This window comes from Nocardioides sp. NPDC006273, assembly GCF_040613495.1.
Taxonomy (GTDB): domain Bacteria; phylum Actinomycetota; class Actinomycetes; order Propionibacteriales; family Nocardioidaceae; genus Nocardioides.
Map to the genome: position 1 here is coordinate 12,660 of NZ_JBEXSD010000049.1, position 15,159 is coordinate 27,818.

Genomic DNA, 15,159 nt, shown 5'->3' on the forward strand with positions numbered 1-15,159 from the left:
GCCGCCGAGAATTTTGGCTGGCTATCGGGTCGGCGGCAGGGGTTTGGCGCAGCGGTTTGGGTTGGGCAGAGGCTTGGGCCTGGTGGGAACGGCGCTCTGGTTGGAGGGGTTGGTGGGCTGGTGAAAGACATTTTTCTTTCACCAGCGCGCGCCCCTGTCGCCGGGGCGAACGAATTTTCGTTCGCGCAGAAGGGCGCCTTGTGGTCAGCGGGTTTTTCTGGCGTAGCGACATAACAGCTACCTTCCGTGGGGCAGTGCTCCGCGGCCCACCCCAACCCCGAAAACACAGCAACCCAACGAAGTGTGAACCCGGGACGTACGACCAAAAGCCTCTGACCAGCCCCCTACAACCTCCCGAGCGCCGCCCGGAACGGGTCGAGGCCGAGCGAGCCGAGGTCGAGTGCGGCGCGGTGGAAGGCCTTGAGGTCGAAGGCATCACCCGCACGAGCCCGGGCGTCGTCGCGGGCCTGGAGCCAGATCCGCTCACCGACCTTGTAGGACGGCGCCTGGCCCGGCCAGCCGAGGTAGCGAGCGACCTCGAAGTCCAAGAAGGCGTCCTCCATCAGGCAGTGCTGCCCGATGAACTCGCGGCCGAGGTCGGGGGTCCAGACCTCGCCCGGGTGGAAGCCGAAGGGGTTGTCCTTCGGGATCGTCAGCTCCAGGTGCATGCCGATGTCGATGATCACCCGGGCAGCCCGGAAGGACTGGCCGTCGAGCATGCCGAGGCGGTCGCCGGGGTCGTCGAGGTAGCCGAGATCGTCCATGAGGCGCTCGGCGTAGAGGGCCCAGCCCTCGCCGTGGCCCGAGACCCAGCACATCAGCCGCTGCCAGCGGTTGAGCAGCTCGGCGCGGTAGGCGGTCTGGGCGACCTGGAGGTGATGACCCGGTACGCCCTCGTGGTAGACGGTCGTCAGCTCACGCCAGGTGCCGAAGGAGGTGACCGACTCGGGCACCGACCACCACATCCGGCCGGGGCGGGAGAAGTTCTCGGAGGGGCCGGTGTAGTAGATCCCGCCATCGGCGGTGGGCGCGATCATGCACTCGATCCGTCGGACCGGCTCGGGGATGTCGAAGTGCACCTCCGCCAGCTCCGCGATCGCCCGGTCGGCGGTGGCCTGCATCCACTCCTTGAGCGCGTCGGTCGAGGTCAGCTGGCGCGCGGGGTCCTTGTCGAGATGGGCCGCGGCCTCGGCGAGGCTCGCACCCGGCAGGATCCGGTCGGCCGTGGCGTCCATATCGGCGGAGAGCCGTTCGAGCTCCTGCCAGCCCCAGGCGTACGTCTCCTCGAGATCGATCTCGGCGCCCAGATAGCGCCGCGAGGCGAGCTGGTAGTGCTCGCGTCCGACGGCCTCCTTCGGCAGCCCGACGGGAACGAGCTCGTCGGCCATGAAGCGCCCGAACTCGGCGAACGCCTCGTTGGCCTTCGCCGCCGAGGCCTCGAGCTCCGCGCGCAGGGAGGGCGGCGTGCCGTCCGGGGCCCGGGAGACCAGACCGGTGAAGAAGGCTCCGGCTCCCTTCTGTCCGGTCCAGCCCAGGATCTGGTCGGTGACCTTCGCGTACTGAGCCGCCGCGGAGACCCGCCCGGCCGAGGCCTCCTCGCGCAGCGTCGCGGTGTATCCCGCGACCGCCTCCGGCATCCCCGCCAGCCGCGCCCCGATCGCGGCCCAGTCGTCCTCGGTGTCGGTCGGCATCAGGTCGAAGACCTCACGCAGGTTGTGGATGCCACTGGAGATGACCGAGACGAACTTCCGATCCAGCTGAGCGTCGGCGAACTCGATGTCGAGGCCGGTCCGCTCCAGGAACGCTTCCTTGGCGACCTGCTCACGCTCGTCGAAAGGCTCGATCGCGGCCACGTCGGCGTAGGCTGCCCGGTTGAGCTCCTCCACCGCCTGCATCCCGTCGGGGGACAGGTCGGGGAGCTCGGCGTCGTGGCCGGCGACACCGACGTACGTCGCGGTCAGTGGGTCGAGGGCGCAGAGCTCCTCGACATAGCGGTCGGTGCGGGCGTCTACGTCACGGGTCACCCGGCCAACCTTAGGACCGCGACGTCTCGGGGCAACTCAATTCCGGGCCATACGCAACGAACACGTCAGACTTCGCGTAGGAGGTGTGTGAACGTGCCAGAGGAGGTGTCCGTGGATGCCGATGAGCAGGAGAGAGAGCCAGACTTCGGGGCCTGGGTGGCCTCGAGGGGGCCCGCGCTGCAGCGGTTCGCCTACCTGGTGACCGGCAACAACTCCGACGCCCCCGACCTGGTGCAGGACGCCCTCGCCCGTGCGCTGCCGCGGTGGGATTCGCTGGCGGCGTCCGGGACGGCGGAGGCGTACGTGAAGAGGAGCATCGTCAACGGGTCGATCAGCGGCTGGCGCAAGCGCCGCCGGCTCGTGCTGGTCGAGGACGTCGAGCCCATGGCCACCAGCCACGAGCCCGGCCCCGAGGAGCGCGACGCGGACGAGGCGTGGGCACTGGTGCAGACGCTGCCGTCCAACCAGCGAGCGGCGGTGGTGCTCCGGTTCTACGAGGACCTGTCGTTCGCGCAGATAGCCACAGTGCTCGACTGTGCCGAGGCGACCGCCCGGTCGCATGTGCACCGGGCGCTGGCCAAGCTGCGACGGCGTCTGGAAGAGCAGGGTCTGGAAGAGCAGGGATCGAACAAGCAGGGAATGAACGAGGGGGTTGACAATGAGTGACTTCGAGCGCGAGGAGCGGGCCTTCCGGGCCGCCCTGGCCCGTGCGGCCGACGGTTTCGAGCCGCGGGAGCTCGCGATCCCCGGGGTCTCTGAAGAGTCTGGGCCGGCTGACCTGTCCGACGAGACCGAGAAGGCCGAAGAGAAGGCACCCGTACGCCGGAAGGCGCCTTGGATCCTGGCTGCTGCCGCCGCGGTGCTGGCCGTGGTCGGCCTGGGTGGGGTGGTGGCCAACCTGCAGACCGACGGCAGCAGCGGCGGCGAGAGCACGGCCGCGAGCGACGCCTCCGGTGTCGAGGATTCCGGCGGCGCACCCAAGGCACTCGCCGATCAGGACGGGGCCGCCCCCGAAGGCACCTACCGCGAGCCCGGCCGCACCGACCTGCCCGCACCCGCCGAGGGCAATCGCTGGGCGGTCCGCTACAACATCGCCTTCCAGGTGCCGGAGGAGTGGGCCGACGCGACGGCGCCGGCGCTGCCGGAGTGCATCGCGGAGCCGGGTGACCAGTGGGACACCGTGCCGCGGACGCCCTACGTCGCGAACATCACCAACCGGCCGGTGCCGAGGATCGCCTGCAACGAGACCAGCGACCGTGACTTCCCGCCGCAGTTCGGCAAGGTGCCGTTCGCGCTGTGGCAGCCCTACGTCCTGATCGAGAAGCCGGGCAAGGGAGCCAGTCTCCAGACCGGTTCCTGGGAGCACGAGGGCTGGCTGCTGACCCGGGTCCAGATCGAGGACGCGTACGCCACGATCCTCACCGGTCCCGGTGACGACGAGATCAACAACCAGGTCAAGGGCTCGCTGAGGACGACACCGAAGGACCCCTACGGTTGTGAGACCGCCTCGCCGCTGGCAGAGGGTGACCCGGTCCGCCCGAAGACCGAGCCGTCGACCTCGCCGCTGGAGGGCGATGCGCCGGAGTCGATCGCGCTCTGCCGGTACGAGCCGTCATCTGCATCGCTGACCGGTTCGCGCGAGATCACCGACACCGACGCAGCCGGCCTCGTGAAGGCGATCCGGAGCGCGCCACGCCGCTCCGGCCCCAACACGCCACAGAACTGTGCGCCGGGGCAGCCGGTCACGGCCTACGTCATCCTGCGGATCTTCCGGGACGGGGACACTCCGAAGGACGTCTACGTGAACTACGAGAACTGCGCCGACCACGGGTTCTACGACGGCATCACCGTGCACGAGCTCACCGCGGCGGCCTGTCGTCCGGTGTTCGCCGAGGCGCCGGTCACGATCTACTCGGTTCAGGACGACGTGGCCAAGGTCTGCCTCTCCTGACCCTCGGTTGCTGGCCGCCCTCGCTCGGGAAGGGCGGCCAGCAACCGAGTAGTGCGCCAGGCGGCGTAGAGGAAGAGGAGCACGAGGAGGCCGTTGCGCCAGGCCAGGACCTCGGTGATCCACGGTGAGCCGATGTCGTCGAAGGTGAGCATGTAGCCGTACATCCGCGGGAAGATCTCGTGGGTCAGCAGCGTCACCGCGACCAGCACCACCGACCAGACCCCGAGCCGCCCGCGGGCGCTGCCGCGGAGCAGGACCAGCCCGGCGGAGGCGGCGGGGAGCAGCCAGAGCATGTACTGCGGGCTGAGCACCTTGTTGGTCACCAGGAAGGCGGCCACCGTCGCGAGCACCAGCCACACGATCGTCTCCTCGGTCCGCGCGCCGTTGGGGAGCCGACGCCATGCGAGGACCCACCAGACGATGACGAGCGCCCCAGCGACCACGGAGGCGACCGTCGCGGCGAGGAGCAGCGGCTCGACCATCGGCCCGCTGATGTCGTAGGCCTTCCACTGGGTGTAGTCGATGGCATGGCCGCTCGCGGGGCCGTCGTGTCCCCAGGCGACCATCGCCGGAGTCGCGAAGACCGACTCGATCTGAAGCCCCCGCTCGCCCTGATAGCTCAGCGGCGTCCAGAGCCGGTCCCAGCCGCCGAGGACCAGACTCATCCCGGCCAGTGCGAGTCCGGTGCCGGCGACCGTCAGGACGACCAGCCGGCGCGTGGCGCGATTGGCCGCCAGGGCCGGGATGACCAGGATCGGCCAGTACTTCGCGCCGGTCGCGAAGGCCGCGAACGCCGCCGCCACCCCTGGCCTCCTGACCGCGTAGAGCACCGCCAGACCGACCATGATCCCCGGAAAGAGGTCGAAGCGGGCGTACGCCGTCGCCCCCAGAGCCGGGATCGCGGCCAGCCACAGCGCCTCCGCGCCGGAGACCCCTGTTCGCGGGTGGTCGCCACGCCGGTTTCGGACGAGCAGCACCATGAAGAGCAGATCGGTCAGCGCCGCCGTCGCCAGCACCGTCACGATGTAGGCATCGCCACCCAGGCCGAACAGGCCGATCGCCGCGTACGGAAACCAGAGCAGCAGCAGCGCCGGCACCGGATACTCGATCAGCGTCTGTGCTGTCCCGTCAGCGGCCAGCGCGTCGAGGCTCTCACGGTAGTAGTTGACGTCGCCCACCACGCCCCACTCGGCGCCCCACCAGTCGAACCAGCTCTCCGCCGCGGCCGGGAAGCCGTAGAGGACCACCAGCCATCCCCGGGTCACCAGCCATGCCAGGGTGACCAGGAGATATCGCCGAGAGAACGTGATCACGGAGCCATCTTCTCAGGAGCTCCGTAGTCGATCGCGGCCCTCCTCAGCGAGGCAGACCGCTGGCGCGCCAGGCGTTGGGGCTGGGGTGGAGAGGGGCACGCAGCTGGGGGGTGGCCCAGAGGGAGCGCGGCTTCTTCTTCGGGGGCTCGCCCGCCGATCCCAGGGCCGAGAAGACGGCGACGATCGCGGCTACGTCCTCGGGGGTGGCGTTCTGGTCGATGACCTTGAGCAGGGGCTTCTGCTCTTCGGGGTTGGTCATTCCGTGACCACCTTTCGGTTCTCGGTCTGCCTTACGTCGGGCTTTCGCCGAGTCGGCGCAAACTGTCCTCGCTCGCTTCGCTTCGCTGCGGGCAGTTTGCGCCGACTCGGCGCGCTTGCGAAGAAGCAGGCAATATCCCGCTCCTCGCTCGCTGCGCTCGCATCAGAGCGGGATATTGCCATGCTTCTTCGCGGGCAAGGTCTCGCGCTTGGTGCGCAGGAGACGGAGCGCGCGGGTGACCTCGGCGCGGGTCTCGTGCGGCGGGATGACCGCGTCGACATAGCCGCGCTCGGCGGCGATGTAGGGGTTGGCCAGCGTGGTCTCGTACTCGTCGATCAGCTCGGCACGCTTGGCCTCGACGTCGCCGCCGGCGGCTTCGATCTCGGCCAGGGTGCGGCGGTGGACGATGTTGGCCGCGCCCTGGGCGCCCATGACCGCGATCTGGGCGGTCGGCCAGGCGAGGTTGATGTCGGCGCCGAGGTGCTTGGAGCCCATCACGTCGTACGCGCCGCCGTAGGCCTTGCGGGTGATGATCGTGACCAGCGGGACGGTGGCCTCGGCGTAGGCGTAGATCAGCTTGGCGCCGCGGCGGATGATGCCGTTGTGCTCCTGGTCGGTGCCGGGCAGGAAACCGGGCACGTCGACGAAGGTGATGACGGGGACGTTGAAGGCGTCGCAGGTGCGGACGAAGCGGGCGGCCTTCTCGGAGGCGTCGATGTCGAGGCAGCCGGCGAACTGCATCGGCTGGTTGGCCACGATGCCGACCGGTCGGCCCTCGATGCGGGCGTAGCCGATGATGATGTTGGGCGCCCACAGCGCCTGCACCTCGAGGAACTCCTCGTCGTCGACGATGTGCGAGATGACCTCGTGCATGTCGTAGGGCTGGTTGCCACCGTCAGGGATGAAGGTGTCGAGCTCGCGGTCGAGGTCGGAGATCTCCAGGTCGGCTCCGGTGGTCGAGCCTGTCGAGACCTCGTAGGCCGGCGGCTCCTCCATGTTGTTGGAGGGGAGGTGGGAGAGCAGCGCCTTGACGTACTCGATCGCGTCCTCCTCGTCGGAGCCCATGTAGTGGGCCACGCCCGACTTGGAGTTGTGGGCGAGCGCGCCGCCGAGCTCCTCCATGGTGATGTCCTCGCCGGTGACCGTCTTGATGACGTCGGGGCCGGTGATGAACATGCCGGAGGTCTTGTCGACCATGATCGTGAAGTCGGTGACGGCCGGGGAGTAGACGTGGCCGCCGGCGCAGTTGCCCATGATGAGGCTGATCTGCGGGATCACGCCGCTCGCGTGGACGTTGCGCTTGAAGATCTCGCCGTAGAGCCCCAGGGAGACCACGCCCTCCTGGATGCGCGCGCCGGCACCCTCGTTGATCCCGATCAGCGGGGAGCCGGTCTTGATGGCGAGGTCCATGATCTTGGTGATCTTCTCGCCGTAGACCTCACCCAGCGACCCGCCGAAGACGGTGAAGTCCTGGGAGAAGACGCAGACCTGGCGGCCGTCGATGGTGCCGTAGCCGGTGACCACGCCGTCGCCGAAGGGGCGGTTCTTCTCCAGACCGAACGCGGTGCTGCGGTGACGGGCCAGCTCGTCGACCTCCTGGAAGGAGCCCTCGTCGAGCAGCATCTCGATGCGCTCGCGGGCGGTCTGGCGTCCTTTCGCGTGCTGCTTCTCGACAGCCTTGGCGGAGCCGGCGTGGACGGCCTCGTCGAGACGACGCTCCAGCTCGGCCAGTTTCCCGGCGGTCGTGTGCAGGTCGATGACTGGCTCGTTGGTGGGTTCGGCGCTCACGGTGCTCCTTTGGACTTCGGGCGGTGCGAGGGCCAATCTAATGCCCGTGCCACCATCTGCGATGCGACGCCCGTCACTTGACCACGCCCGGCTCCGTGCGCTACGAGGCGGCTGGCGGGTCGAGATCCTCGACGAGACGCCCTCGACGAACGCGGCCCTGGCTGCGCGGGCGCGTTCGGCCGAGGCGCCGGGTCTGGTGATCACCACCGAGCACCAGACCGCGGGCCGAGGGCGGCTCGACAGAGGCTGGACGACCCCGGCGCGCTCGGCGCTGGCCGTCTCCGCACTGCTGCGGCCCTCCCCGTCGATCCCGGTGGAGCGGTGGCCGTGGCTGCCGCTGATGACCGGCGTCGCCGTCGCCTCCGCGCTGCGGCAGATGGGGTACGCAGCGGGGCTGAAGTGGCCCAACGACGTGCTCATCGAGGGTCGCAAGGTGTGCGGGATCCTGATCGAGCGGATCGAGGTCTCGACAAGCTCGACCACCGAGACGGGTGCGGCGGCCGTGATCGGGTTCGGGCTCAACACCTCGCAGACCCGCGAGGAGCTGCCGATCGAGAACGCCACCTCGTTGGAGCTGGAGAGCGGTGCACCCGTCGATCGCACCGAGGTGCTGGCCGCGTTGCTGGCGGAGCTGGGGGCGGCGTACGAGATCTGGGGGTCGGCGCCCGACGAGCTCGCCAGTCGCTACCGAGAGCTGTCGGTGACCGTGGGCGAGCAGGTCCGGGCCGAGCTGCCGGGTGGCGAGGTGTGGGAGGGCGTGGCCACCGCGATCGACGACTTCGGCCGGCTGGTCATCGCGACCGGCGAGGGGCCGCGGGTGGTCGGCGCGGGCGACGTGATCCACGCTCGGCTCCGTCCGTAGCCGTGACCGGGGCGCTCGACCGGGCTCGTGACCGGCGGTCGTGACGAGCCGGATGGCATGATCGGGTCGTGGCGAAATCGAAGCAGCCCGTCAACCTGACCTCGGCGGAGGTCGCTGAGAAGGCAGGCGTGAGCCTGGAACAGGCGAAACGTCTGTGGCGCGCTCTGGGGTTCCCGGAGATCGGGGACGACGAGGCGTTCTTCGACGAGGCCGACGTGAACGCCCTCGCCAAGGCCAACGAGATCGCGGGCAACGGGCTGGTGAGCTTTGACCTGGTCGTCAACCTGACCCGCGGTATCGGACAGTCGATGGCGCGACTCTCCGACTACGAGGTCTCCGCGCTGCTGCACCACGTCGAGACGCAGGACGAGGACGACCGTACGCCTGCCGAGATGCTGAAGGCGACCGTCTCGGTCTCGGAGCAGTTCGAGAGCGCTTTCGAGGAGATGATGATCTTCGCCTGGCGCCGGCACATGCGCGCCGCGCTGGCCCGGGCCGAGGCGTCGATCGCCGGACCGGAGGAGCAGCTCGGCACGGTCTGGCAGACCGTCGGGTTCGCCGACATCGTCTCGTTCACCGCGCTGTCGAACACGCTGACCGAGGAGAAGATCGGCGACCTGGTCGAGCTCTTCGAATCGCGGTGCGCCGACGTGGTCGCGACCTGGGGCGGTCGGATCATCAAGTCGCTGGGTGACTCGGTCCTCTTCGTCAACGACGACCCGCTGCAGGCCTACGGCACCGCCGAGGGGATCATCAACGTGATCGGCCGCGACCCGCGGATGCCGGACGTACGCGTCGGGCTCGCATCCGGCAACGTCGTCTCGCGCTTGGGGGACGTCTTCGGGCCGCCGGTGAACATGGCCGCGCGGCTGACTGCTGTCGCTCGCCGCAACCGGATCATCGTCGACGAGGCGACCTCCGGGTCCATGCCCGAGGACGAGTTCGAGACCCGGCGACTGGCCGCTCGACCGGTTCGGGGCTTCGGGATCGTGGAGCCCGTCGCTGTCCGTCGTGTCTGAATCGTTACCGTCGAGAACCCTTCTGACCTGCGATTTCGCGGATCTGTTCACGTTCCGTTCTAGTTAACAGTAGATCAACGGCACGCCCTCACTGCTTTACCTGACGGTGCCTTCATGGGCATGGTGGAGAGCGCCATTCGGGGGTGCACGTTTGTCATGCCCAATTCGTTGCACTGTGGCATGAAAATGTCACTGGCAATATCGTGCAATCCTTTGCCAAGGGCTCTTTACCTCCCTAATGTCGATCTCATGATCGAGGTACAGGAGATCAAGCTCGACCCCGAGACGCGGCGAGCATGGCGGAACGATGAGGAGCTGACGCTCTCTCGCAAGGAGTTCGACCTGGTCCATGCCCTGATCAAGAGGGCTGGCAGTGTCGTCTCCCGCGACGAGTTGATGAGGGACGTGTGGAACGCGACCTTCTACACCTCGTCGAAGACCATCGACGTCCACCTGGGATGGGTGCGTCGGAAGTTGGGCGACGACCCTCGGAAGCCCCATCTGATCACCACGCTGCGCGGCAAGGGCCTGCGCTTCGAGAAGGCCTGACCTTCGCTGAACCTGCCGGGGCCGGATCTCGCGGATTGCGTGAGGGGGATCCGTGAAATCGGCCCCGGCAGGGCAGGCTCATTACCCTGTCGTCGTGACCCTCGCACCGACACTTGCGATCATCGGCGGTGGCCAGCTGGCCCGCATGATGGCTCAGCCTGCAATCGCGCTCGGCCTCCCGCTCCGGCTCCTCGCCGAGGGTGAGGGTGTGTCGGCCGCTCAGGTCATCCCCGACCAGATGGTCGGCGACTACCGTGACCTGGACACGTTGAAGAAGATCACCGAGGGTTGCGAGGTGGTCACCTTCGACCACGAGCACGTCCCGACCGAGCACCTGCACGCGCTCTCGGCCGCCGGCGTCGCGGTCCGACCGGGGCCCGACGCGCTCGTGCACGCCCAGGACAAGGGCGTCATGCGCGCCCGACTGACCGAGCTCGGCATCCCGTGCCCGCGCAACGCCATCGTCTCCTCCGTCGCCGAGATCGAGTCCTTCGGTTTCCCGTGCGTGCTCAAGACCACTCGCGGCGGCTACGACGGCAAGGGCGTCTGGGTCGTACGCGGCGTCGACGACGTCGCCGAGCCGCTCCGCATCGCGGAGGAGGCTGGCGTCCAGGTCCTGGCCGAGGAGCTGGTCGACTTCCGCCGGGAGCTCTCCGCGATCGTCGCCCGTTCGCCGAGCGGCCAGGCCGCTGCGTACCCGGTCGTGCACACCTACCAGGAGAACGGCGTCTGCAAGGAGGTCATCGCCCCGGCGCCCGACCTCTCGCCCGAGCTCGCTGTCGAGGGTGAGCAGATCGCGCTGCGCATCGCGGGCGAGCTCGGCGTCGTCGGCATCCTGGCGGTCGAGATGTTCGAGACCGTCGACGGCCGGCTGCTGGTCAACGAGCTCGCCATGCGTCCCCACAACACCGGCCACTGGACCCAGGACGGTGCCGTCACCTCGCAGTTCGAGAACCATCTGCGTGCGGTGATGGACCTTCCGCTGGGCTCTCCCGCGCCGCGCGCGAAGTGGTCGGTGATGGTCAACATCCTCGGCTCGACCAGGGAGAACGTCGGCCGCCTCTACGACGGCTTCCCGCATGCCATGGCCCGCGACCCCCACCTCCGCGTCCACCTCTACGGCAAGGAGATGCGCCCGGGGCGCAAGGTCGGCCACGTCAACGTCTACGGCGACGACCTCGACGACTGCCTCGAGCGCGCCCGCCACGCCGCCGACTGGTTCCAGGGCGATCTCGGCAACGACTCCGACTAGCTCACCCGCCCCGCCCGCCGAGTCCGCACTTGTGGCGGGCCGAGTCTGCAGTTATGGCGAGGTGAAACTGCAGTTGTGGGCGTCGAGTCTGTAGTTGTGGGGGCCGAAACCGCACTTTTGGCGGCCGCTGCACGAGTGCAGTCTCGGCCCGCCAGAAGTGTGGTTTCGGTTCGCCAAAGGTGCAGATTCGGCCCGCCACAAGTGCAGTTTCGGCGAGGCTTCAGATGCCTAGGCGATGGCGCTCGGTGGCGACGACGTCGCGGGCGATCTCGGCGTCGGAGGCCTCGGCCGCGAGGGCGGTGACCGCGGCGTCGGGGTGGGAGGTCTCGTACGCCTCGGGGCTGCTGGCCGCGGTGGCGCTGACCCGGGCGAAGTCGTCGAAGAGCTCGGCCTTGGCGGCGAGGATGTCGTGGATGCGCTGGTCGACGCCGACCTCGGAGAGCAGGCGGTGGACCTGGACCGACTGGAGCTGACCCATCCGGCGGGCGCGCGCGATCGCCTGCCACTCGATGGTCGGCTTGAGCTGGGGCTCGCAGATGACGACGACGCTGGCCGACTGGATGTTGAGGCCCACGCCACCCGCGAGGATCTGGCTGACCAGGACCGCGCCGTGGCCGGCTGCGGAGAACTCGTCGACCATCCGCTGGCGCTCCTCGGCCGGCACCGACCCGGTGAGCGGGCCGAAGACGTCGCCCGGGAGCAGCGTGACCAGGTCGTCGAGGACCTTCCTGAAGTGGGAGAACACGATCACGCGGCGGCCGTTCTCCTCGGCCTCGCCGACGATCTCGATCAGCCGCTCGACCTTCGCCGACGAGGTGCCGTGGAGCATCGCGGCCTGGCGCATGGCCATGAAGTTGCCGTCGCGGACGCTCTCGGCGTACGCCCTCTCGTCGGCCGTAGACAGAGGCAGCCAGTCCTCGACCTCGACGAGGCCGGGCAGCTCGGTGAGCACGTCCTCCTGGTTGCGGCGCAGGTAGACGGGCGCGACCTGCTTGCGGAACCGATGCGGGTTGAACTCGTCCGCGGAGAGCAGCAGGTCGGGGCGGAGGTAGGAGACCAGGTTGCGGAACTCCTCGATGCGATTCTCCATCGGGGTCCCGGTGAGCAGGATGGCGCGCTCGGAGGAGTCCAGCACCCGGCGTACGCGTTCGGTGCGCTGGGTCCGGGGCGACTTGATCATGTGTGCCTCATCGACCACGACGCAGGCGACCTCGACCTGATCGAGGAGCGGCTGGATCGCGTTGAGGGTCTCGTAGGTGGTGACCGCGACGCCACCCTGCTCGACCCAGACCTTGGCGGCCTTCAGCCGCCGGTTGCCGTGGAGCCGGTGGGGGATCAGGGTCGTCTTCGAGTCGGTCTCGCGCACCCAGTTGGTGACCACGGCGGCCGGGCAGACCACCAACGTGTGCGACGCGCCCATGTCGTGCAGGTGGGCGAGCACCGCCAGCGACTGGAGGGTCTTGCCGAGGCCCATCTCGTCCCCGATGATCACCTTCATCTGCACGAGTGCGAAGCGGACGCCGAAGTGCTGGTAGCCGCGCAGCGAGGCGGTCAGGTTGTTGGTGCGCAACTCCTGCGCGCGCACCGCCTCGACGATCTCGGCCGACAGGTCGCCGTGGATCTTGTCCTCGTCCTCGGTGAGGAAGCCGAGCTCGGAGAGCATCGCGTAGTAGTCGGCCGGTCGCTTCTCGAAATCGTCCCACGGGTCGGCGGGCCGGTTTCCCGGACGCACCCGGCGCGCCATCTCGGCCCGATGCGCGATCGCGCGCAGCGCGCCCTGGAAGTCGTCGAGGCTGGCCGCGCCGGCCAGGATCAGGTAGAACTTCGCGCCGCCGTTGGACGACTGAGCGAGGGGCCGGGTCAGCGGCCGCAGCGACTGGACCAGCGCCAGCTCCGCCCCCGCATCCTTCGTACGCCGCCCAGCCTCCCACTCCGCCAGACGCGCGAGCAGCCTGGTGGCTGCCGGGGTGCGGGCCTCGTTGTCGATGGCGAGCGGCATCTCGTCGTAGGTGCGCTGCCACAGGGCCTGTGCCGCCTCCTGCATCCGCATCGCGGTGGCGGGTCCCACGCCCGGCAGCTCGCGCAGGTCTGAGGTGGGCCGGATCACCTCGTGGACGGTGCGGATCCCGGCCTCGAGGAGGGGCTCGATGCGTACGAGATCGGCCAGCTCCTCCACCGGCAGTGACCTGACCGCGGTGTCGGTGTCAGCGCTCCTGACCGCGTTGCCGGCCTCGGTCGCGGCCCGGCGAGCGGGCTCCTCGGAGCGCCTGGCCTCGTTGAGCGCCTCGCCCTCGTTGCGCAGGACCAAGATGCCCTTGCGGTGGGAGAGGACCGCGTCCGAGCCGAGGCTCGCGAGCGCCGGCAGGAGGCCGACGCTCGGCAGCAGCGCCTCGCGGATCCGGACCCGGCGCCGGTCGGGAATTCTGGCCAGCTCACCGAGCAGCCGGGTGGCCTCCGCCTCATTCGCCCATCGGTGAAGGTCGAGAACACGCTTCCCGGCTAGCTCCGCTTCCTCGCGGCGGCTCGCGCGCGACAGCAGGCGCCGCGCGCCGTAGGCCTTCTTCGCCTGCGCGGCATCGCCGGCGACATCGGCCAGCGCGTCGACGAGCTCCTGGGTGGCCTCGTCGACGGGGTCGAGCGCGTGACGTCGCGCGATCGCGGCCAGTCGCGGGCCATCGCTCCGGTCGAGCGCGATGCTGCGCCAGGCCACCTGCGCCGCCCGCTTCAGCTCGGCCGCGCTCGCTCGATAGTGGTCGACCGCCGCAGCCGCGTCCCGCTCGATCTCGGCCCGCGCCCCGGTCGCCGACGCCGCCTGCCTGGACCAGGACGAGACCTGCCGCAGCCGGGCCGGGAGCGCCTTGCGCTCCGCCTTGCTCAGACCGGCGAACCGCTCGACCGTGGCTCGGGTCGGTGGCGCGCTGAGGACGACGTCGGTGCTCGTAGCTGGATCCATCTGCCTTTGTGGGGGTCGCGGGGGACTGCGGGACGGCGTCGGATGACCCTAGCGGGCTGCACCGACATCGAGATGACGGGCGAAGGTCGGACCGATGACGCCCGCGACGTGGGACGCCACATAGCCTGTCCCTATGAGTGCACGCGTGGGAATCGTGATGGGGTCCGACTCCGACTGGCCGACGATGAAGGCGGCAGCCGAGCTTCTCGACGAGTTCGGCATCGAGTGGGAGGCCGACGTGAAGTCGGCCCACCGGATGCCGCAGGAGATGCTCGACTACGGCCGCGAGGCCGCCGGTCGCGGCCTCTCGGTGATCATCGCCGGCGCGGGCGGTGCCGCCGCGCTCCCGGGCATGCTCGCCTCGGTCACTCCGCTGCCCGTCATCGGGGTCCCCGTGCCGCTCAAGTACCTCGACGGCATGGACTCGCTGATGTCGATCGTCCAGATGCCCGGTGGCATCCCGGTCGCCACCGTCGCCATCGGCAACTCGAAGAACGCCGGCATCCTCGCCGCCCGCATCCTCGGTGTCTCCGACCCCGAGCTGCAGCAGAAGCTGGTGGCGTACGAGAAGTCCCTGGCCGAGCTGGCAGCGGCCAAGGGCGAGGTCGTCCGCAACGCCACCCGATCGTGAGTTGTGAAACTCAGCGTGGTCTATAGGTCACTTTGAGCTTCACAACCTCGGTTCGTCCCGGTCAGGTCAGGCCTGAGCGCGCTGCCGTTCGAACCAGATCTTGCTGGGGCAGGTGTCCATGACCATCGGTACGCCGGCAGCGGCGGTGCGCTCGAAGGCGGCCTCGTCGACCACGCCCATCTGGAACCAGACGCCGCCCGCACCGATGGCCACGGCCTCATCAGCGAACTGCCCGGCGGCCTCGGAGCGGCGGAAGACGTCGACGACGTCGATCTTCCCGACGGCTGCGGCGGCCTCGGCCAGGGACGCGTAGACCTTCTCGCCGAGCACCTCCTTGCCCTCGGCTGCGGCGCCGGGGTGGATCGGGATGATCCGCTTGCCGTGCTGCTGGAGCTCCTGCGCGATCGAGTATGCGGTCCGGTAGGGGTCGCCGGAGAGGCCGACCACGGCCCACGTCTCGCTGTCGTCGAGGAGGTTGTCGATGGTGTCGGAGTCGAGCCAGGCGGCAGTCATGTCGGGGTAACGAGACGGCGGCCAGAAGGATTCCGGGGCGCCGGC

13 protein-coding genes are annotated in these 15,159 nt (G+C 69.2%); 7 read left to right on the forward strand and 6 right to left on the reverse strand.

Annotated elements, in window-relative coordinates; all coding sequences use genetic code 11:
- Positions 1-344 precede the first annotated feature (344 nt).
- Positions 345-2,024 (reverse strand): DUF885 domain-containing protein, encoded by a 1,680-nt coding sequence (locus tag ABZZ22_RS19685; RefSeq protein ID WP_354934573.1) that lies wholly within the window; start codon positions 2,022-2,024, stop codon positions 345-347.
- 111 nt (positions 2,025-2,135) lie between these two features.
- Here ABZZ22_RS19685 and ABZZ22_RS19690 point away from each other — a divergent pair, with 111 nt between their 5' ends.
- The gene (locus ABZZ22_RS19690) at positions 2,136-2,690 is read left to right on the forward strand and encodes a SigE family RNA polymerase sigma factor (protein ID WP_354934576.1); all 555 of its coding nucleotides are present in this window, start codon (positions 2,136-2,138) and stop codon (positions 2,688-2,690) included.
- Complete coding sequence (locus tag ABZZ22_RS19695) at positions 2,683-3,975, forward strand: hypothetical protein (RefSeq protein ID WP_354934579.1); 1,293 nt, start codon at positions 2,683-2,685, stop codon at positions 3,973-3,975. The genes ABZZ22_RS19690 and ABZZ22_RS19695 overlap by 8 nt, the downstream gene beginning before the upstream one ends.
- On the opposite strand, the gene ABZZ22_RS19700 is transcribed toward ABZZ22_RS19695, so the two are convergent.
- The 3 genes from ABZZ22_RS19700 to ABZZ22_RS19710 all read right to left on the reverse strand — a co-directional run bounded on the left by ABZZ22_RS19700 (position 3,942) and on the right by ABZZ22_RS19710 (position 7,335).
- The gene (locus ABZZ22_RS19700) at positions 3,942-5,288 is read right to left on the reverse strand and encodes a glycosyltransferase 87 family protein (protein WP_354934582.1); all 1,347 of its coding nucleotides are present in this window, start codon (positions 5,286-5,288) and stop codon (positions 3,942-3,944) included. The genes ABZZ22_RS19695 and ABZZ22_RS19700 overlap by 34 nt on opposite strands.
- A gap of 43 nt (positions 5,289-5,331) precedes the next feature.
- Entirely contained in the window at positions 5,332-5,547 is a 216-nt protein-coding gene (locus ABZZ22_RS19705; protein ID WP_354934585.1) for an acyl-CoA carboxylase subunit epsilon, read from the reverse strand.
- A gap of 162 nt (positions 5,548-5,709) precedes the next feature.
- Positions 5,710-7,335 carry an acyl-CoA carboxylase subunit beta gene (locus ABZZ22_RS19710; protein ID WP_354934588.1) on the reverse strand — a complete coding sequence of 542 codons (1,626 nt, stop codon included), beginning with the start codon at positions 7,333-7,335 and terminating at the stop codon, positions 5,710-5,712.
- Between the two features lie 61 nt (positions 7,336-7,396).
- On the opposite strand from ABZZ22_RS19710, the gene ABZZ22_RS19715 reads away from it, so the two are divergent.
- The 4 genes from ABZZ22_RS19715 (at position 7,397) to ABZZ22_RS19730 (ending at position 11,017) form a co-directional block, all read left to right on the forward strand.
- Complete coding sequence (locus tag ABZZ22_RS19715) at positions 7,397-8,197, forward strand: biotin--[acetyl-CoA-carboxylase] ligase (RefSeq protein ID WP_354934591.1); 801 nt, start codon at positions 7,397-7,399, stop codon at positions 8,195-8,197.
- A 68-nt stretch (positions 8,198-8,265) separates the two neighbouring features.
- The gene (locus tag ABZZ22_RS19720) at positions 8,266-9,216 is read left to right on the forward strand and encodes an adenylate/guanylate cyclase domain-containing protein (RefSeq protein ID WP_354934594.1); all 951 of its coding nucleotides are present in this window, start codon (positions 8,266-8,268) and stop codon (positions 9,214-9,216) included.
- Positions 9,217-9,465: 249 nt separating this feature from the next.
- On the forward strand, positions 9,466-9,765 hold the full coding sequence (locus ABZZ22_RS19725; protein WP_354934597.1) for a winged helix-turn-helix domain-containing protein: 300 nt from the start codon (positions 9,466-9,468) through the stop codon (positions 9,763-9,765).
- Positions 9,766-9,859: 94 nt separating this feature from the next.
- Positions 9,860-11,017: a 5-(carboxyamino)imidazole ribonucleotide synthase gene (locus ABZZ22_RS19730; protein ID WP_354934600.1), complete on the forward strand. Its 1,158-nt coding sequence runs from the start codon at positions 9,860-9,862 to the stop codon at positions 11,015-11,017.
- Between the two features lie 220 nt (positions 11,018-11,237).
- On the opposite strand, the gene ABZZ22_RS19735 is transcribed toward ABZZ22_RS19730, so the two are convergent.
- Positions 11,238-13,970: an SNF2-related protein gene (locus tag ABZZ22_RS19735; protein WP_354934603.1), complete on the reverse strand. Its 2,733-nt coding sequence runs from the start codon at positions 13,968-13,970 to the stop codon at positions 11,238-11,240.
- 133 nt (positions 13,971-14,103) lie between these two features.
- On the opposite strand from ABZZ22_RS19735, the gene purE reads away from it, so the two are divergent.
- Positions 14,104-14,601: a 5-(carboxyamino)imidazole ribonucleotide mutase gene (gene purE / locus ABZZ22_RS19740; RefSeq protein ID WP_354934606.1), complete on the forward strand. Its 498-nt coding sequence runs from the start codon at positions 14,104-14,106 to the stop codon at positions 14,599-14,601.
- Positions 14,602-14,667: 66 nt separating this feature from the next.
- On the opposite strand, the gene ABZZ22_RS19745 is transcribed toward purE, so the two are convergent.
- Entirely contained in the window at positions 14,668-15,114 is a 447-nt protein-coding gene (locus ABZZ22_RS19745) for a CoA-binding protein (protein WP_354934609.1), read from the reverse strand.
- Positions 15,115-15,159: the final 45 nt, after the last annotated feature.